Source organism: Paenibacillus sp. CB74 (genome assembly GCF_055687625.1).
The window spans coordinates 485521-505562 of the sequence record NZ_JBVMUS010000002.1 but is presented as its reverse complement, the minus strand read 5'-3'; the positions used below and the strand labels follow the sequence as shown (position 1 = coordinate 505562).

The window sequence follows — 20042 nt, the reverse complement described above, 5'->3', positions numbered from 1 at the left end:
TTAGAAATATCAAAATTAGAATAACGAAAACTAATTTTCCGTTTAAGACAACCCCATTATCGCCCAACGTTAACGACCTTCCTAACCCAGGTTGGCTCATTCGTCGCCGCCCTTACGAGGCAGTCGGCGCAGTCAGCGAAGGAAAGTGGCCGGAGCGGAGAAATGCGGGTCGAGGGACCTGCCGTATATTTCGAAGTGGCGGCTACGTCGCTAAGAGCTGGCGGTCGTACAATGATCCAATCTAATTCGCTCCGTTGTACTGCACGCTCGGCAATGGCCTTGTCCTCAACCGCCTTCGTGAAAATACGACCCGAAATGTTTATGGCCAAGCGATTTAGTGCTGAAAGTTCTTTTCCATCGCTCAGACCAATGCCGCTCTGCATGACGAAGCGCTTAACTCCGGCGCTCTGACAGGCTGCCAGGATGTTCGTAATGCCCACCGACATGATGGTTCCTGGCGAAAAGTTTTTGCGGATGTTCGAGATCCCCTCCGATATAACGGTACCCTGCGAAAAGTTTCCGGTAGGACCTATGCAACTAATTACCACATCTGTATCGGCCAAGGCCTTGGCAATGCTCGGCATATCGAGTACATCTCCCTGTCGGACGCTGAGGCGCGCTGTGGGGGCGATGACTTCCGGCCGGCGAGCCACGGCTACAACCTCGTGCCCCAAATCAAGTGCTCGCTCTATCACTTTCCTGCCAGTCGCACCCGTCGCTCCTATTACTGTTACCTTCATTAAGTAGTTCCCCCTTCGAATGTGATAATTATTACTTCTATTCATAGCTGCTTTACTAGACAGCACCGGTGGCTGCCAAAGCTTTGACGCAGCTTGCCAACCGCGAAGAAGATCGGCTCCTACTGGTTAATATCCACAGAAAAATGCACACTGGAGTATTAGGTAACAACTGTGTATAATCATAAACAAAAAAATAATGCGTCAGCAATTACCAAATAACCGTAATTCGTGCATTTATTCACAAATCATTTGAAGTTGTGTAATTTATTTCAGAAAGCATGGTGACTCACAGTGTCTAAGGTGGATAGAAGAATAATCAAATCTCAAGAAGCGATAAAAAAAGCTCTGATTGACTGATGATTGAAAAAAAAATCGACCAAATTACTATACAAGAAATTTCCGATAGGGCAAATGTTAGCCGAAGAACCATCTATCTTCACTACATAGATAAATTTGATCTTCTAGATAAGCTAATGGAAGAACATATTTACGAACTACGGAAACTCTGTGAATTAGCAGCTAATAATACCGTTTTTTATGATACGGTATTGTTATGGTTCGAGTACTTTGAGAGTCATTATTTATTCTTTTCAACGATGTTGGCGAATCAAGGAGGTCCTTTTTTTCACAGTCGGTTCCTTGAGTTTGTCCTCCAAGAGTTAAAGAATGTAGAAAACATAACCGAAGGAGATTCTCAAGGATTAAGTGACGGTGACGCTGAAGATGTGATTATTCAATTTTTTGGAGCTGCTATCGTAGGGGTAGTGGAATGGTGGTTCAAGAATGGAAAGCCCTCCCCCCCTCACATTATGGCACAACGAGTGGGGGCATTGTTAGAAAGGAATTTATAATCGATCTTGAATCAACACACTTTATTTCGCAATCCTGCCCGTTAGTTTAACAAAAGCAGCCGATCACATTGATCAGCTGCTTCTTTGTATTATTGAGCTATCGTTACCCGTTAGTTTAATCTTGTTTTTTAGTAGGAATAACATTAAGATGATCTACCATATAGCCATAAAGATCATCTCGTCGAAACGTCATTTGAACTGTTTCTGGCTGCTCTTCTTTCATTACTGTCATTTCCACAATAAACTCAAACTCCAGGATATCCGAACTCCGAACCGTTGATATATGGGCGTTCCCAAACATAAAATTATTGTGATACTTTTGTTGAAGTGCACTCATTATTTTAGGATGCAATTCGATTATCAATACCTGCTGCATTAACGAACATTGAGTTGTTTCTGTTAACGGCGGAATTTCTTTGCCCAGGTTGGAGTTTCGAACAGCGAAGTTAACCCAAGCACTAAAACGAATGTCAAAATTACTCTTATCAAATGCAAACACCTCGTGATTGGGATATTCTTTTTTTTTCCCAATAAAATGAGTTGAATGCAGTTTTGTTGAACTAACATGCCTGATAGCTGAATGAGAAGAAGCAATTGCCGCTACGGCAAACTGCTCTTATTTAGTCTTACTCACCTACCATACCGTCCATATCAGCATCGTGCATATATGGACGGTATGGTAAGTTAAACAGTTGAAATTAAAAGGACCACACATATTAGATATGTCTAAGATGTATGGCCCAAATTTATTTTTCTTCAACTAAACTAATCCGTTAACGCAGTGGAGCTGCCATTAATTCTTCGGCAGCTCCGTAGGTGTGGTTCTGGAACTTACGTTCCCCGTTAGCTTAATGAGCATCATTTCTACTTATATATCTAAGCACAAATCCAGCAAATTTCCCACTGTTTCTGTGGAATGCATGCTAAAGTCCCCTTATTAACACCAAAATTTAACAAACGCTTCTTATCGATTCATATTTGTAAATAAAACAATCAATATAATGAGCTTACCAAACGGGGCTAGCGCCACCGTCGATGTTCACTGCCACGCCCGTCACATAGCTCGCTGCCGGCGAGGCCAAGAAAGTAACGACACGGGCTGCCTCATCCGCATCACCTATGCGCCCAAGCGGGAATGCCTTCCCTTTTTCACGAGAGTACTCATCCCAGGTAAGCTCAGGGGATTCGTTCTGCCATATCCGCTCGAACTGAGGGGTGCGAATGGTGCCGATACAGACTGCGTTGACGCGAATGCCGTAACGGCCAAAATCTTTGCTCATCGCTTTTGTCAGGGCGAGTGCGCCCGCCCGCGTCACCGACGATGGTAGCGAGCCCGCTCCCGGCGTCTTGGCGCCTGTACCCAATACATTGATAATGGCTCCCCCTCCGGCCGCCTTGAGATGTACCGCTGCAGCCCGGGAGCAGTGAATCAACCCTTGCAGCTTGAGTGCGATGTCGGCCTCCCATTCCGCTTCGCTGACTCGCTCAAACGTTGCGGCGGCTGCACTGCCGGCATTGTTCATCAAAATATCCAAGCTCCCAAACCGAGCCACCACCTCAGCTACCGCCCGCTCACAATCGGCAGGCACAGAGACGTCAGCTGTAATCAACAGAGGGGCTTTACCCGCCTGCGTCCTAACCTGCTCTGCCGCTAGCTCCAGCTTAGCCAGCGTCCGAGCGGCGATGGCAACCTGAGCGCCTTCTTTCGTCATCTGGATGGCTGTGGCAAGGCCAAGCCCTTCGCTGCCGCCCGTAATCAATGCAACTTTCCCTTCTAACCCTAGATTCATGAGATTTTTCCTCCTCTTATATCCTTATCTAAATTATTTGAGAACATCCCGTGTCCAAAGTGTGTATCCCGTTTGTAATGCCGTAATAGGATGCACCTTGTGCGCTTACCATAAATCTCTATAAAGGTTATCGTTTAGGTGAAACCTTTTGACAGACAGTACGAATACCAATATACCTTGCAATAGCTGTGAAAGTAGACTGACTCATTGAAATTTTAAATCATAGGTTTTTCCCAATCGCCTTTGACCTCAACACCGGTTTCTTTTGCCGCCTTTTCAAGTTCGAGGATTTCCTGTACGGTCAAATTGACCTCGGCAGCTTTTATTGCGTCCTCAATATGCGACTTTTTCGTAACACCAAGAATCGGTACCGTCCCTTTTGCAATGGACCAAGCCGTTGCAATTTGTGCAGTTGATGCATCGTGTTTACTGCCGATTTCTCTCATTACTTGGATTAAGCTTTCGATCCTGGTAAGCACATCTGAATTAAATGCCTCGCCTCTTCTTGTGCCACTTGGCATAGGGCTTTTCGAATTATATTTGTCTGTTAATGCGCCTTGTTCCAATACCATATAAGAAAAGAACACCATATTATTTTCATTGCAGTAATCAATTATTCCGGCATCTTCCGATGAACGGTAAAGTAAGCTGTAATGGTTTTGAACAGCTGAAATTTTCAGCCCTTCTTCCGCCAAGATGCTAGCAGCAAACTTAATTTCTTCCAGATTGTGATTAGAGACACCTACATGTTTTACTTTTCCACTTTTCATTAAAGGGATAAGTTTAGGTGTCCATCTTTGCACATCTGCTGGGTTGTGTATCCAATAAATATCAGCATGATCCACGCCTAGTCGGTTCAGGCTTCCGTTCAAAAGTTCCTCAACAGCGTTGTCATTATCGCTCGCTATTTGTGGGGTGAATTTTGTTGAAATTAGCACATCCTCTCTGCCTTTAATGAAGCTTCCCAAGATGTTCTCTGAAGCGTTCATCCCATATACAGCCGCTGTATCCCATAAATTGAATCCAGCATCCATAGCAGCATCAAATACTGGCATTAAGTCCTCCGCCTTAAGATAATTCCCGAAAACAGCATCCCCGCCAGCTACGCCGGTGCCCCATGACCATGTACCAAGGGCAATAGGTGGGATATTTACATTTTGTAATTTGACTAATTTCATAGCGTTTCACCACTTTCAACATTAATAATCAAAATTTCACTTAACGCATGGGTTTCAGGTAAGTGTCTTTTTAAAATCTTGTTTATAAAACTTGTCATAAAAAATAGACCACTTCTTTAATATTCAATTTGTGAAATGACAAATCCTGATATATCAAACATGTCGTCTGCGGTTTCACCGATATGCAAATGATAAGGATGACTTAAAAAGGTATCAAATGCAACTTTATCCTTTACATCAATAACCATAGATACTGCATTAGTCATTCCAAGCCAACCCGTATTTTTTCCTACGGTCAATTGTATAATGCCTGGCACTTGATTTTTGATTTCCATCATTGTAACAATTTTCTCTTTTACCTTTTCTTCTGAAATCCCCTCTTTTATAGGGGCGATAAAAATGTGTCGAATCATTAAATCCCTTCTTTCTTCACTAATCAATCTTTCATATTCCTACATTCTCTCTATTTTTCAGTGGAAATAAATCCAAAGTTACCAAAGAAATTATACATATGCTCTGGATTATTATGCTCCATGAAGAAGTTAACACCTTCATCCATAGCCTCCATTGTCTTCATTTCTTCTTCTGAAAGAACAAAATCAAAGATATCAATATTTTCTTTCATATGTTCTGGAGTGGATGACTTCACTAAAGTGACAATGCCGCTTTGAACTAAGAAGCGTAGCGCCACTTGACTAGCACTCTTATTATATTTTTTGCCTACTTCTAAAAGATACGGATTGGTGAACATATTCTTTTCTCCTCTTGCCAGTGGAGACCACGCTTCTAATAGAGCACCGTATTTTTCAAGATATCGGCGATTAAATTTTTGTTGTTGAAAAAGATGTGTTTCTAATTGATTCATTACAGGTGTTACTTCACTAAAGGTAACCAGGTCAATAAAGCGATCTGCGGCAAAATTACTTAAACCAATTGCACGAACTTTACCTTCTTTATAAGCTTCTTCCATGGCTCGCCATGTTCCGTAATAATCACCGTAAGGTTGATGAATAAGTAATAAATCAACATAATCAGTTTGTAATTTACGTAAAGATTCATCAATGGATGCTTTTGCTTTCTCATATCCTGCTTCTGAAACCCAGACTTTTGTAGTTAGGAAAAACTCTTCACGCGGGACACCACATTTCGAAATGGCATTTCCTACGCCTTCTTCATTGTAATAAGCTTGCGCTGTGTCAATGGAACGATAACCAGTAGCAATAGCCTTTAGGACAAGGTTTTCACATTCTTCCGGACTAACTAGATAAGTACCATATCCCAAAATCGGCATTTTTACACCATTACTTAATGTCACATTTTCCATTTCCCATCACTCCTTTTGTAAAGATATTTTCTTCGTAACAAATGCCCTGTCTTTAGATAACTTATCATAGGAATTTAGTTTCAGCCTGTGACTATTATAAACATACAACCTTCGTGTAACACGAAGTCAACAGTTTTAATGTAACTTTTTAATACCTCTAATCTTCCTTTTATCTAGCACAATAGCCTCTTGAACCAATGCCTTCGTTATTGTCATCCATCACCACAACTAAATGTAAATATTTGACTCGTAAGTTATCCTAGCTCCATGACCGTTTTTGGATTCCCATAATATCGGCTTCCGCTCAATCAAGATAGTTATTTTTTCTTTCGTCGATTAACTCATTCTCGTGCCAGTCTTGCAATTAGGTTACGTCCAGCAGGTGGGTACGGCGAGTGAAGCCCCATACGATGAGACCGGTAAGGTTAATAACTAGGGCAGCGATTATAATCGCGTTCCATCCGCCGAGCGCCCAGAGTGGACCAACAATAACCGAACCGAACGCACCCCCTAAGAAGTTACTCACAACGATGGCAGTGTTAAGGCGGCTGCGGGCAGAACCAGGCAGTGCAAGAAGCCGGGTCTGTCCCAGTATAAGGTTGGCTTGCGCTGCGATGTCTAAAACTATGATAACCACAATCAACCCAATGATGGAACTTCTCATTGCCAAAGCCGCAACCAGTGACAACGCGAGCAGAACCAGTGCGCCTCCTGAGGCGGGCACTGACCAGCCACGGTCGTGCATTGTGCCAGCACGCCGCGCAGCGAGGGCACCTGCCAACCCTGCAAGTCCCAAGAGCCCAATCTGGCCAGCCGAGTAGGAGAACGGCGGTGCCGTCAGCAAGTAAGTCAGCGAAGTCCAAAACAACGAGAACACGGCAAAGCTTGCTGCCGAGATGATCAGTGTTGGGGGCACCGCGCGATGACGCGCCACGGTTGTGAACACTGACCCCAGAAGACGCATGTAAAAAATGCGTTCGCGAGGTTCGAGACGCGGAATAATCTTGTACAGTATAACAGCAAGAATGATTGTGACACCGGCCGCTATTCCATAAATCGCCCTCCATCCGAGTAGATCAGACACTAAGCCGCTAATCGTGCGCGAGAGCAAAATACCGATTAATGTGCCTGCCGCGACCGTGCTGACTACTCTTCCACGGTGCTCAGGCTCTGCCAGCTCGCTGGCCAATGGAGTCAGAAGCTGCGCAGAGACGGTGGACAGTCCTAAGCCGCCGAGCGCTGCGAGGAGTACCGAAAACGTCGGTGCTAGGGCGGAGCAGATGAGCAACACAGCTGACAGGATCAGGATCAGTGGAATGAGCCGGCGTACGTTTAAGACATCGCCCAGTGGCACAAGGAGGAATATTCCGAGCGCGTATCCAAACTGAGTGACAGTCACCAGCATCGCTGCGCTCGATGATGAGACGCCTAGGGATGAGGCGATAATTTCGAACAGCGGCTGGGAAAAATAGAGATTACCGACGGCCAGCCCTGCGGCAATCGCAAAGATGACTGTTATCGCCGGAGTCATCCGTCGGTCGGACTTGGTGGATATTTTGGACATGGTGTAGCCCCCTTCTAATCTAACTGCGGAATTTTTACAATGAAGTTGTGACAGCTTCGTCGAATACTATCGCAACTGTTTCCTTCAATTACTTTTATATTTTCTTTAAGCTCTACTTCCCCTAGAAATGGCTCTTACTTTACATGACTTATCATAGGGTTTTAAATACCGGCCTTAAACAATTATAAGCTTACAATCTTCGAGTAACACGAAGTTAACAAGGGTAAATTAAATATTCCATGTTCTGTATCAGGGGTTTATAAACTTAGGAATTTAAAGTACTATCACTTTACTACCTTCGAGTAACACGAGGTCAATGATTTTACTTGAAGTAATACAAACTGAAAAATGAGGAGGGCTGCAAGTATACGTAAAAGAAGTTGCAAAAATACTAGACTTAACTAAACACACCGTTCGCTTCTATACTGATAAGGGATTAGTTCCAAGTTTACATCGTGATAAAAATAAAAATAATAATCGTATTTTTAATGACGACTCCATAAACTAGAGGCTCGAAATATTTAAAAAAATGTGGAATGTCAGTGGAAGACATTAAAAAGTACGTAGACTTGTGTTTGGAAGGCGAAAAATAATCATTTCCCGTTTGTTTGATATAGTCAGATGGTATTGATGCATTATATATCCTTTGCAAAGAGTCTTTGTCTAAAAGTCCACCGTCCTAACATCTGGTATCCTGCTCACTCCCAGCATTTGCTGAATCCGACTAAGGTCTGCTACTACGGATTTTATTTTTCACTTTTTCATTATCGGCAAGTTCTTTCTGCTTCACATAATTATGATTTTATCTTTAAACGAAGTGCTAAAATTGTGTCTGTTCTTTCTCAAATTCCTACCTGTTCTTAATGATTAAACAACGACCTCAAAATCACCGCGTTCTTTATACATCTTCCAGTATTCTTTAGCAATATTTTCTGGGCTGTGATCCGTTGCGGGGTCAATCACACCGTTTACGATAATGCTGCCTACGAAAATGCCCTTTGGTTCCAACTCATAGTGGAGAATTATGTTTATAGCGTTCAGTGCGGCCTTGTCGATGCTAAGAGGTTTCAGGAACATTATTGGCTGGAATGTTTTTGCGAAACCGCCACCAGTAAAAATGATTGCTCCCTTTTTAAATGCAAATTCCTCAGTTGCAACAAGAGTTGCACAATGATAGGCGCTGGCAGCATCTACCTGATATCGCTCCATCAGCAGCTCGCTTGTAATTTCTCTGTCACCGTCAGGTTCGGTTATGCCAACATTATAAACAAGAGCGTCGGGTGTTCCCAATTTTTCCTGTACTTCATGAATTGCCTTTGTAAGAGTCTCTGGCTTTGCTGCATCAGCTACTATTGTATAGACTTCATATCCTAGACCTTTAAATTCCTCTTCATACTGTTTCAATCGTTCTATACTTCGCGCAATTAAAACCACTTTGAAATTATATGATGCAAACTCTCTTGCTACAGCATTACCAAGACCTTTACCTGCACCCACTAAAATCAATGTTTTCTTTTCCATAGTGTCTAATTCCTTTCTTTACTGAACAAAACCTCAAGCTGTACCAAAACAAATCTTGAGTGTTTAAATATTCTGTTATTTATCAATTTCTTCTTCATATAAGTGATGGAGCGTCATCCATCGGATTCACTCCGCTGGACGCCCATGCTATTGGTTTATCCTGATTTCCAAGCGCCCAAACCGAGCCACCACCTCAGCTACTGTCCGATCACAATCGGCAGGCACAGAGACGTCAGCTGTATTCAACAGAGGGGCTTTACCTGGCTGCACCAATGCCCCATGACCATGCACCAAGGGCAACCGTTGGGATTTTTACATTTTGAAATTTGATTAATTTCATAGCGCTTCACCACTTTATGGGGAACATCTTCCTAAATAATCTTAAAGTATATCAATTACTGGGGAGTACTATTAACCAGTTGCGTCCTTCAAATCCATAAAAAGAATCAAAGTAGACAAGACTAGAAAAACTTGTCTACTTTGATTCTTTTCTAAATAATTAAACTACCAATATACTTCATCGTTTAAGCAAGCATTCCACCATCTACTGCCAAATCCGCACCAGTAATGAAGCGAGATTTATCAGAAGCCAAGAACAAGACAGGATAAGCAACATCCTCTGGTTGTCCAAAAAAACCTAATGGAATCATCTTTTCAACATTATCATGATGTGCTTTCGCTTCTTCAGGTGTCAAATCTGTTTTATCATAAATAGGTGTTTCAATTGGACCAACTGTTACCGTATTTACGCGAATACCAACTTGCGCCAATTCTTTCGACCAAGATTTGGTCATCGCTTGAAGAGCTGCCTTACTAGCTGAATAAACAGACATATTGGCTAAAGGTTGTCTTGCTACGGTTGAGGAGATATTAATAATATTTCCTTTACTTTCTTTTAAAAGCGGAAGTACTTGTTGCGTTAAATCTAAGACTCCTCGAACATTTGTGTCAAAAGCTGCCTCGTACTCTTTCATTTGAATTTTTCCAAGTGGTGTAACTGGTGCCCAACCAGCATTATTGACAAGTACATCTAGTTTACCAAAATCATTTTTTACCTGTTCCACTAACTGAGTTAACTGACTAGAAACGCTTAAGTCTGTTAGACGATAGTGAATATTCTCATTTTGTGCGGCAGATTCTTTCAAGGTTGATTCGTTTCTTCCAATAATAACAACCTTTGCTCCTTCTTCGGCAAATTGAGCCGCAATTTCTTTTCCGATTCCAGAGCCTGCCCCTGTGACTAAAACAACTTTTTCAAGAAATTCTTTGTTCATCTTCTTTGCTCCCTTTATCTGAGTTCAGCAAGCACGGATACCCGCTGAACTACTTTTCAATTTTTACTGTTCATCACCAACAATTGTCATTCTTTGACGAACATAAGACCCATTTTCCAAAATATCAATTAACGCACTAGCAAAATCAGCATAGCTAATATGGCTTGTTGCAATATCCTCAATGTTAAATTCTTCACCATCAAAATGATATTTACCTGTCGCCTTTCCTTCAACGTCATAATTAAATGCTGGTGTCGCATAAGTCCAAGCAATGTTTGAGTATGAGCGCAAGCGTTCCAAACTTTGAACCAAGACTTCTGCCAATGGTTTGTATTCTTCCATATAGTTTTCCCAGTCTTTGAAATATTTTGTATGCTCTTTATTTATAAACAATGTACCTGTTCCACCGATTTTGATGTATCGTGTGTTGCTTCCATCAAGTAAATTCGCAATATGAGAAACACCGTCAGTATGCACGTAGAAAGTTTCTGGTACCCAAGCACTTACTCCGTCAATAATGGCATCATAGCCTGCAATATCTTCTTTGGTTAAATCCATAATGTCTTTGATTAATACGTTTTTATAATCTACATCATCATGTTTTCTGTGTGCTACTGCTAATACCTCATGACCACGTTTTTCAGCCTCTGAAATAAATGTGCGTCCTGATTTTCCATATGCTCCAAGTACGATAATTTTCATTTATTTTTCTTCCTTTCGAATATCCATTTAATTAGTGGTATACATAGAATAAATACTATTAGCGGATGGCCGCTGCCTCTATTTCAGGATTCAAGACATAAGCCACGTAATCCTTCGCTCCTTGCTCAAGCTCCTCGTCGGACATTTGAGCCACTCCGTACAATACATAAGGTGTCAAATAACGTGTGCCAATCAAGTTACTGGTCGCCTGAAGAGGTCGCAGTAACTCTGGGACAGTGTAGTTAACATTTCCATCTGCTGAATACCCCTCTTTGTCAACACCTGTAGAAACAGCAATTAGCATCTCTTTTCCCTGCAGCTTATCCCCATTGCTTCCAAATGCCCATCCGTAAGTAAGGACTGCATCCTCCCATTTTTTTAACAATGAAGGCGAGCTGTACCAGTAGAATGGAAATTGTACTACGATGCGATCATGCTCTTCTAATAGTTTTTGCTCGGCTGCGACATCAATCTTCTCATCGGGGTAAGCCTCATAAACACGGTGAATGGTAACGCCAGCTTGCTTCTCCATTTCTTCCATCAAACGTCTATGCACGCGGGAAGCAGTAAAGTCTGGGTGAATAATAAGAACTAATGTTTTCATTTATTATCTCTCCTTGAAGAATCATTTGTTTGGGAATTTGATTAAACGACATAAATCCATATAGGACAGGTATTCATATTCTCAAATCAAGAACTTTTTTTCTTAATCCGATATTAATCTTGTGGCATGGTTAAAACGATTTTCCCGAAGTTTTCTCCCTTTTCCATTCTGAACAGTGCCTCGGCAGACTCCTCCAGTGAAAATGTTTTATCCAAAACAGGGTGAATCTTGTGTTCCTCCACGAACTTGACCATATCGGCAAAATCTTGCGGGCTGCCCATCGTTGAACCTATCACCGACATTTCTTTTACCGTCATACTTGGCAGGAGGAGATTTGGAACCGGGCCTCTCGTTGCTCCGAAGCTGACAATTCGACTTCCAATTTTGCCAATTGAAACCAGTTTTTTGAAGACCTCTCCGCCAATACTGTCCATGGATAGATCAATGCCGCCAGTTAATTTCTCTAAATTCTCCGACCAATCATCTGATGAGTAGTTGACACCTGCGGTTGCACCGAATCTTTTTGCTTTTTCAATCTTTTCTTCTTTGCTGGATGTTACGTAAACTTGAGCACCGAGTGCTGCTGCAAACTGTACGAGATAGGTGGCTACTCCTCCGCCAACACCGGGGATCAGAACAGTCTCTCCTTTCTTCACCTTTCCTTTCGTCACGAGAGCACGGTAGGCGGTCAAACCAGCAAGCGGGAGCGCCGCGGCCTCTTCCCAAGATAAATGGGACGGTTTTGAATAGACATTTTCTGCTGGCACCTTCACATATTGGGCATAGGTTCCGTCAGTAGGATTGCCGAGAATTGTGAAGTCAGCCCTTTTTTTGTTCATATCGTTGCCCCAATTCAAACCGGGATTGATAATCACTTGGTCACCGGTTGAGACATTGTTGACTTCGTCTCCAACCTCCACAACTTCCCCTGCACCGTCAGAGCCGGGAATAGCAGGTAGCTTTATACCCGGATATCGCCCATGAACGATCATCAAATCCCGCCGGTTAAGAGACGCCGTTTGTAATCGCACGAGGACCTCTTTCGAACCAGGTTTAGGCGTTTCTACATTTTCGAGCTTTAGTTGGTCTGGTCCGCCTGTTTCTCTTAACATCATTACTTTCACAATATATACATTCCTTTCGCCTACAGCTCCCAGGCATTATACGGATAAAACAAGTTTCCTCAAGTCATTTAAAATGAGTTAAATATTAAAACTCCAGTTTGCAAATCGTTTCACGACTTCAGGGTCTCTTTTAGAAGGAATTAAACTCTTTTTCGTATCCATTGCGGCAATTGCGTTCATATCCTCTTGGCTCAATTCAAAATCAAAGATATTGAAGTTTTCAATGATTCTCTCCTTGTGAGTAGACTTTGGAATTGCCACAACTCCTCTTTGTGTAAACCAGCGCATAATCACCTGAGCAACGGATTTATGATATTTTTCAGCTATAGACACTAAAATATCGTTCTGAAAAATGTTGTTTTTCCCTTGTGCCAAAGGGCCCCATGCCTCATGTTGAATATTAAACTCTTTCATAACTTGAGCTGCCTCTTCCTGTTGGAAGAAAGGATGTGTTTCTAGCTGGTTTACAGTAGGAGTTATTTCGTTATGGAGGATCAAATCTACGAGACGATCTGGTTCGAAATTACTTACTCCAATTGCCTTGATTTTACCCTCACGATATAATTCCTCCATCGCACGCCAAGAACCATATACATCACCAAAAGGCTGATGAATTAAATACAAATCCAAATAATCTAATTGCAGTCTTTCCAGTGATTTTGCGAATGCTTTCCTTGCACTCTCATAACCAGCATCCTGTATCCAAAGTTTTGTTGTAACGAAGATTTCCTCTCTTGGCACGCTACTACGTTTGATAGCTCTTCCAACAGCTTCTTCGTTTTCATAAGCAGCAGCTGTATCAATCAGACGATAGCCTGCCATAAGGGCATCGTATACTGCTTGTTCACATTCACTAGCATCTGGAATCTGCCATACACCGAAGCCGAGTATCGGCATTTCAACCCCATTATTTAAAATAACTTTTTGCATATGAAGTCCTCCTTTTGGTATACATTATTTTTTTTCATAAGGATAAATTTAAGGAAATAAATCATCCTTACAACCTACGAGTTACACGAAATCAATAATGGCAAATGGAATTCCCATGTACTACATCAGTTGTTTATAAACTTCGTAACTTACAGTATTATCACTCTACCACCTTCGAGTAACACGAAGTCAATAAGGTAAATGAAATTCCACAGGTACTACATCAGTTGTTTATAAACTTCGTAACTTACAGTATTATCACTCTACCACCTTCGAGTAACACGAAGTCAATAAGGTAAATGAAATTCCACAGGTACTACATCAGCGGTTTATAAACTTCGTAACTTACAGTATTATCACTCTACCACCTTCGAGTAACACGAAGTCAATAAGGTAAATGAAATTCCACAGGTACTACATCAGCGGTTTACAAACTTCGTAACTTACAGTATTATCACTCTATCACCTTCGAGTAACACGAAGTTAATAAGGCAAATGAAATTCCACAGGTACTACATCAGCGGTTTACAAACTTCGTAACTTACAGTATTATCACCCTATCACCTTCGAGTAACACGAAGTCAATAAGGTAATTAAAATTTCCCATGTACTGCACCGTGGTTTACAAACTTCGTAACTTACAGTATTATCACTCTATCACCTTCGAGTAACACGAAGTCAATGTTTTTAAATAAAATAATTCATAAGTAAGGATTAGGAGGGCTACATGTATACTGTAAAAGAAGTTGCCAAATTACTTGACCTAACTGAACACACTGTTCGCTTCTATACTGATAAGGATTTAGTTCCAAGTTTACATCGCGATAAAAATAATAATCGTATTTTTAATGACGACTCCATACAATGGCTTAGAGGCGCAAAATATTTAAAAAAATGTGGTATGTCAGTGGAAGATATCAAAAAATATGTAGACCTGTGTTTGGTAGGAAGCTCTACCATTCAGGAACGTTATGAAATGATACTTAAGCAAAAAGAAATAGTTCTAGACCAATTAGAAGAATTAAAATCAATGGCGGAATATATTACCAATAAAGAAAAACATTACAGTGACATTGTAGATCAAGTGATCCCTGATGATACCAATCCTGCTGATTGGCAAGAAGATAAAATTGTCAATTCATCCTGCCCATTGGTAAAAGATAAAATGCCGATTGCTCATTAATTATTGTTAATTGTAATGGTGCACTATTATGCTGTTATGAAATTGTTCTTTCTCACAGAAGAAGTCGATGATCCTTTTTGGAAAATCGGCTTTTTTTAACTTTGTAAAGAAATATACATAAACTATCTTGCCCATTAATTTAAGAAAATATTTCTTTATTCGTACCGACGTTTTTCAAACGTGTTGTTCCACAATTCAATATTTTGTTCAACTAACCTGCCCGTTAGCTTAATGAAGCAGATATCATATTATAATTACCTATTTGTCTAATCGACTATGTCACGATGTCCTTGTCCTCAGTTCGGGAAATAAGCTTGGTTCCTTAAATAAAAACGCTATTTACGTGGACGTTTTATGTTATTTTCTTTTGTATCGCAACATGAATTCCAGCCATGAAAACTATTTAGATATTTACCTAATCGGGAATGACACAATGTTTTTGTCCTTTTCGGCAATGTACAATGTTCTTATCCTCAGCAAGGGACAAGAACTTAGTTCCTTAAAACAAAAAAAGCCGCTAAATAAGCGACTTTGAATGGAACAATGTTCTTGTCCTGCGACAAATGAGCCAGCCGAAGAACAAAACCAACGAGGAATTCACCCATGCCTAAACAAAAAAAATGACGCCGAGGATTATTGAAAAGTTTTCTAACCATGTCTTACAATTAGCCAATTAAATAGGATATTTACAGGTTGCTGCTTCAAACAATTGGATCAGCTCTTTGGCATAATCCTTTATGTTTAAATCAGAGTTTGCTATTAGCTGATCAACAAAATGATAACTGGACATAAAGTCTTTCTCTACAAATCTTTATATCGTTTTGTTATACAAATGCCGCAAACGGCTTTCTCCAATTAAAAGAGACTTGTTTATCAGTACGTCAATACAAGTACTATTTCTTCCTAAGCTTTTAAAGAGTGTTTTTGATCTTTCGGCAACGATTTTGCTTTTTACTCAAATTATTCTTTCAGGCCTTTCATCTGAGTCTCCATAGCTAATTCAACTTGCAAATCAAATTTAACCCGATTAAAGAATTTACTCTAAAAGGTCGAGATATCTGCCTACTCTTTCTCAGAGCCTGATGTAAGTGCTCCTCATTGATATGATCCTCCACCTTTTTTACTTTATGTACTGCTTTCTTTTCATTCTAGAATAAAGAATAAATTGAGTCGATTATGGCACAAATAGAACTAATAGATAGGTCATCTTCCATTCAAGTAAAAACTAAGTCAGATTCTAATTTACCTTAATTAATTTATCTGTATTATTCGTAAGGAGGACTGATATAAATGAAAACCGGTACTCAAAATGACTTTGAGCCAAGTACAAGAGATATTAACTATATGATTCTATTACATGAATTAAAAACATCCAAAATTTTGGTTGTTAAAGAGCTATCTAATGTGCTCCTTCAACAAAGTTTTTCAGTATGTTCAAAGGCGTATGTTTATCAGATTATTAGAGAAATGGTTTCGTTTGGATGGGTGTTCCAAATTAATGAGATTGGACAAACTAAGCAAATGACTATCACTGATAAAGGGATACACAAACTAACGGACCTCATCAGCACTTATACTTTATTACTTTCTGAGCTCATACAGATAGGAAGCTTTTTAGTCTCAGAACTTAACAATAAAGCAGTTGTTGAAAGACCAAGTTGGAGTGAGGCTAGTATGAAGCTGTTTAAACAACTTATATACGTGAGGCAACTGAGTAGATGCTTCTTCCTAACCGTGTTAAATTTCAAATTAGAAGCTACAGCGAGTGAAATCCAAAAATTGATTCAACACCGGTATGGCTGGCGGTGTGAAGAAAGTTACATTTATGATATTGCTCATGAAATGGAAAAGCCACATGCAGCCTGGATTGGCGGGCGATGGAGTTCCGCTAGAAAACATTTTTACTATTTTAATCTTGTAACACGGGGTCGCGATCAGATTGCTATTGAGCAGTCTGTTGCTATTGAGTCGATTAACCGACTACAAGTTGGTAGTCGCCAGCTGTTAGATTTATTTACTTCTGAAGATGTGGACGTCAATTAGAATTTTATCAATCCTCTGTTAACCATAAAACTCTTTTACAAACATCACATTTCACTTGGATAACTAGACCAATACCAGTGGGTATGAATGTGTAAGCAAACTTAGCTCCAGTCACATCCATAACTTGGCATGAGTCCCACTTACAAATTTTATTCAACATATCAATTGTTATCTCGAAGAACATCTGCAGGCCTCACATTCAATAATTCCAATTAATTTTATTGCTCTCTACATTTCAATAGTGAAACTTCTTAAGAACTTAACCGACTGTTGTATAGTTCACAATCAATGTTCATTTCCAACAATCACTTCTACATGATTGAGATAGTTTACTCTTATAACAATGATAGGCTTGCGTAGAACTTTGCTCTGATTTTATCTCCATTAAATAATATCTAAGATTTATATCGACTACTCTTCTTTGGGCATCTATCTCTGACTTATTTATGAATCCTTTTATGGCGTACTCGTATAATTTGGAATAGTCAATGCTACCGTGTTTTTTCAAAGTTTCTACACCCATTAGTCTAATTACATCACTAGCCATCACTGTGGGACTTGGTCTTATTACATTTAATGATCCGTAGCTTAATTTAACTTTATCTTCTTTTGCATACAACATGGTCAATAAAGTATGTTTCCTAACAGCTTCCCAATGAATCATATTTACATCATATTCACGTTTTGTAGATTTCCAGAAATGTACTATTTCTGAGATGTTTAAATCATTGAAATATGAAATATCTATTTTTTCAATTTCATCACCATGACTTCCACCGGGTGTTATCTTTAAATATGGAGTACCTGGAATTGAGTACCTAACTACCTTGTTTTGTTCGTCTAAATCAAGTTTATTCCAGCTGATGTTAAGAACTAAATGAATAATGCCATGATTCTCTAGCAACTCATATATTAGTTGTGAGTTATCATCATAACTTTTCACTCCTATAAATTTACCTACGACACCTTGTTCTCTCCACTCCATTCGCTTTATATCAAGCGTCTCCTGGTAACTACGAATTGTAGATTTCATTAGCTCAAGATTAGATTTCTGGACTTTCAATTTTCTGAACGAATTTTCCGTAATAAATTTATCTAAAAGTGTGTACTTCATTATTTGTCCCCCAATAGTCTCTTTTATTGTCAGGATAACCAACTAACCAAACTTAATTCACTTTGTATTACAAATTGTATTACATTTAGATACTAATTTGTGTTATACATTTCCTCCACCTCTTGCTTCTATACTGTAGTTAGAGGTGATGCTAATTGAGTCAGGATGATTTCATAATAACCCCGAAAGAAGATAAATCCGTTACACTCACTATTCGAATCGAAAAATCGACCCAGGAACAGTTTGATATACTTGCTCAAAAAAGTAATCGTTCTCGTAATGAATTAATCAACTTGGCTCTCGAATACGCTTTGAAGAATGCAAAGTTCAACCAAGTTACAGATGAGAAAAAATAGCGTAATAACATAATGGATGTATTCTTGGAAACGCCCCCAAGAATGCATCCATTTTTAATGTCTTTTTGTAACACAAAATGTATTACAAACCATTATTTTGACTACACTCTCTTATATATAATTAAACCAAAGGAGTTGAATAAAATGGAAAAAGTCAATATACATGACATGTTACCTATCTTAGGTTACATAACTTCCAAAGGAATATTGGTTAAGAATTGCTATTACTCTTGTCGCCACGCTCTCCTCTTACAGTGGTTTACTGCTGAAAATAAGAAGAAAATTCAACTACTTTTTGATTATCATCAGTCTAACTACTATTACCTCTGTCCAGAAACTAATAGTATCTTTAAGCTTCATCCTCTAGCTTCACGAATCCCACTGTCAACTGAGGAGTTAAATATATACTATGAAAAGATAAACAGATTAAAAGTAGAATTTAAAAACTTGAAAAAAATTTTTTTACAGGTTAGATAAGCTATGTACGATATATCTGAGTTCAAATTACCTTACAATGTAAGTAAGTTATATTCTCTTGTTCCAGAGAAGCAAAATACCGGACTACAGGAAGGCATTCTTAGTTATATCACTCGACTTTCCTCTGCCCACCATGTGTGTTTTGGAGATCTTTTGAAAGTTGTAATTGCTCCAGAACTACACAAGGAATATGTACAAAAGGATATTTCACGCGGAGGTAGTAGATTCTATCAAAGAGCTTCTACTTTAAATGGTGTTGGATTACACAGCCGAACAATAGTACAAATTCTAATTAAATTAACAACAGTAAACACTCTTGAAAACCTTACTTTATTACCCTGGCAAGATGTAATTTCGGAAAAATATTTATTGAAATCTTCAAAAGCATGGTGTGCACATTGCTATAACCAATGGAAAGAAGCAGGAGAGATTCTTTATGAACCACTGCTGTGGTCTATAAAGCTAATTTCTGTATGTCCAATTCATAATTCCCCTTTGATAATGAGGTGTCCTAATCAAAATTGCAGGAAAACAATATCACATCTTTCAAAAAACTCTGTAATTGGATTTTGCCCTCACTGTTCTACTTGGCTTGGGAAAAACAAAGACCATCAAATCATTCTCAATGAGGATAAAAACCAGTTAAGAAACTCCCTTAGCCTGTTTCAGTTGATTTCACATACAAACAAAATACAAACGAATAGTATAAGTAGAAAAAATATAAAAGATAGTTTTCAAGTTTTGCTCTCATTTAGCCAAGGTAACATTTCTCGTTTAGCAAATTTATTTAGCATGAATCGCTGTACAGTTTGGCAATATTGTAACGGAACTTTTATTCCACCTTTACCTACTATAGTAGAGATCTGTAACCATCTTAACATTGACTTAATAGAATTTCTCTTAGGTAAGATCTCACACCTGAATATAGACTTCACGTATCAGATGCCTCCTCTAAAGCGTTTCTGCGCCAATAAAATATCCAATGACACATCAGCTAATGATAAGCTCATTTACTATGCTACTATCACTCCACCTCTTTCCTTAACAGAAGTTGCAAAAAAATTAAATTATACTACTAAAACCACAAAAAAAAAACTATCCTATACTTGCGGAAAAAATCAAAAATAGATATATGGAATTCAAAAATAGCACAAAAATTATGACCTATAAAAAAACATGTGAAGATATTGAAAAAGCAGTTCTCAGTTTGAATGAATCTGGTCACTATCCGAGCAAACGAAATGTAGAAAGAGTTTTACAACGTAAA

At 39.4% G+C, this 20042-nt stretch carries 18 protein-coding genes and 2 pseudogenes; 6 read left to right on the top strand and 14 right to left on the bottom strand.

Features of this window, described 5'->3' with window-relative positions; all coding sequences use genetic code 11:
• Positions 1-56: 56 nt before the first annotated feature.
• Positions 57-740 (bottom strand): NAD(P)-dependent oxidoreductase, encoded by a 684-nt coding sequence (locus ACX9NY_RS32565; protein ID WP_472479835.1) that lies wholly within the window; start codon positions 738-740, stop codon positions 57-59.
• 291 nt (positions 741-1031) lie between these two features.
• Here ACX9NY_RS32565 and ACX9NY_RS32560 point away from each other — a divergent pair.
• Positions 1032-1591: pseudogene (locus ACX9NY_RS32560) on the top strand (TetR/AcrR family transcriptional regulator).
• A 115-nt stretch (positions 1592-1706) separates the two neighbouring features.
• Here the strand turns inward: ACX9NY_RS32560 and ACX9NY_RS32555 are convergent.
• The 6 genes from ACX9NY_RS32555 to ACX9NY_RS32530 form a co-directional block, all read right to left on the bottom strand.
• Positions 1707-2090 (bottom strand): hypothetical protein, encoded by a 384-nt coding sequence (locus ACX9NY_RS32555; protein WP_472479833.1) that lies wholly within the window; start codon positions 2088-2090, stop codon positions 1707-1709.
• Between the two features lie 508 nt (positions 2091-2598).
• A complete protein-coding gene (locus tag ACX9NY_RS32550; RefSeq protein ID WP_472479831.1) occupies positions 2599-3381 on the bottom strand; it encodes an SDR family NAD(P)-dependent oxidoreductase in 783 nt (260 codons plus the stop codon).
• A gap of 215 nt (positions 3382-3596) precedes the next feature.
• Entirely contained in the window at positions 3597-4559 is a 963-nt protein-coding gene (locus tag ACX9NY_RS32545; RefSeq protein WP_472479829.1) for an aldo/keto reductase, read from the bottom strand.
• A gap of 116 nt (positions 4560-4675) precedes the next feature.
• Positions 4676-4999, bottom strand: a complete 324-nt coding sequence (locus ACX9NY_RS32540) for a Dabb family protein (RefSeq protein WP_472479827.1) — start codon at positions 4997-4999, stop codon at positions 4676-4678.
• Between the two features lie 23 nt (positions 5000-5022).
• A complete protein-coding gene (locus ACX9NY_RS32535) occupies positions 5023-5883 on the bottom strand; it encodes an aldo/keto reductase (protein WP_472479825.1) in 861 nt (286 codons plus the stop codon).
• Between the two features lie 364 nt (positions 5884-6247).
• On the bottom strand, positions 6248-7414 hold the full coding sequence (locus ACX9NY_RS32530) for an MFS transporter (protein ID WP_472480354.1): 1167 nt from the start codon (positions 7412-7414) through the stop codon (positions 6248-6250).
• Between the two features lie 391 nt (positions 7415-7805).
• On the opposite strand from ACX9NY_RS32530, the pseudogene ACX9NY_RS32525 reads away from it, so the two are divergent.
• Positions 7806-8034: pseudogene (locus ACX9NY_RS32525) on the top strand (MerR family transcriptional regulator); the annotation flags it as partial.
• A 280-nt stretch (positions 8035-8314) separates the two neighbouring features.
• On the opposite strand, the gene ACX9NY_RS32520 reads toward ACX9NY_RS32525, so the two are convergent.
• From ACX9NY_RS32520 to ACX9NY_RS32495, 6 genes are all read right to left on the bottom strand, one after another.
• Entirely contained in the window at positions 8315-8968 is a 654-nt protein-coding gene (locus tag ACX9NY_RS32520) for an SDR family NAD(P)-dependent oxidoreductase (protein WP_472479823.1), read from the bottom strand.
• A 524-nt stretch (positions 8969-9492) separates the two neighbouring features.
• On the bottom strand, positions 9493-10242 hold the full coding sequence (locus ACX9NY_RS32515; protein WP_472479821.1) for an SDR family NAD(P)-dependent oxidoreductase: 750 nt from the start codon (positions 10240-10242) through the stop codon (positions 9493-9495).
• A 63-nt stretch (positions 10243-10305) separates the two neighbouring features.
• On the bottom strand, positions 10306-10944 hold the full coding sequence (locus tag ACX9NY_RS32510) for an NAD(P)-dependent oxidoreductase (RefSeq protein WP_472479819.1): 639 nt from the start codon (positions 10942-10944) through the stop codon (positions 10306-10308).
• 58 nt (positions 10945-11002) lie between these two features.
• Positions 11003-11548: an NAD(P)H-dependent oxidoreductase gene (locus ACX9NY_RS32505; RefSeq protein ID WP_472479817.1), complete on the bottom strand. Its 546-nt coding sequence runs from the start codon at positions 11546-11548 to the stop codon at positions 11003-11005.
• Positions 11549-11661: 113 nt separating this feature from the next.
• Positions 11662-12672, bottom strand: coding sequence for a quinone oxidoreductase family protein (locus tag ACX9NY_RS32500; RefSeq protein WP_472479815.1), 1011 nt, complete (start codon positions 12670-12672; stop codon positions 11662-11664).
• A 78-nt stretch (positions 12673-12750) separates the two neighbouring features.
• Entirely contained in the window at positions 12751-13602 is an 852-nt protein-coding gene (locus ACX9NY_RS32495) for an aldo/keto reductase (RefSeq protein ID WP_472479813.1), read from the bottom strand.
• 727 nt (positions 13603-14329) lie between these two features.
• On the opposite strand from ACX9NY_RS32495, the gene ACX9NY_RS32490 reads away from it, so the two are divergent.
• Together ACX9NY_RS32490 and ACX9NY_RS32485 are read left to right on the top strand one after the other, a co-directional pair.
• The gene (locus tag ACX9NY_RS32490) at positions 14330-14785 is read left to right on the top strand and encodes a MerR family transcriptional regulator (RefSeq protein WP_472479811.1); all 456 of its coding nucleotides are present in this window, start codon (positions 14330-14332) and stop codon (positions 14783-14785) included.
• A 1290-nt stretch (positions 14786-16075) separates the two neighbouring features.
• Positions 16076-16828: a hypothetical protein gene (locus ACX9NY_RS32485; RefSeq protein ID WP_472479809.1), complete on the top strand. Its 753-nt coding sequence runs from the start codon at positions 16076-16078 to the stop codon at positions 16826-16828.
• 292 nt (positions 16829-17120) lie between these two features.
• On the opposite strand, the gene ACX9NY_RS32480 is transcribed toward ACX9NY_RS32485, so the two are convergent.
• Positions 17121-17942, bottom strand: coding sequence for a hypothetical protein (locus ACX9NY_RS32480; RefSeq protein ID WP_472479807.1), 822 nt, complete (start codon positions 17940-17942; stop codon positions 17121-17123).
• A 155-nt stretch (positions 17943-18097) separates the two neighbouring features.
• On the opposite strand from ACX9NY_RS32480, the gene ACX9NY_RS32475 reads away from it, so the two are divergent.
• Positions 18098-18298 carry a ribbon-helix-helix protein, CopG family gene (locus ACX9NY_RS32475; protein ID WP_472479805.1) on the top strand — a complete coding sequence of 67 codons (201 nt, stop codon included), beginning with the start codon at positions 18098-18100 and terminating at the stop codon, positions 18296-18298.
• 480 nt (positions 18299-18778) lie between these two features.
• Positions 18779-19903, top strand: a complete 1125-nt coding sequence (locus ACX9NY_RS32470; protein ID WP_472479803.1) for a TniQ family protein — start codon at positions 18779-18781, stop codon at positions 19901-19903.
• The last annotated feature ends 139 nt before the right edge of the window (positions 19904-20042 follow it).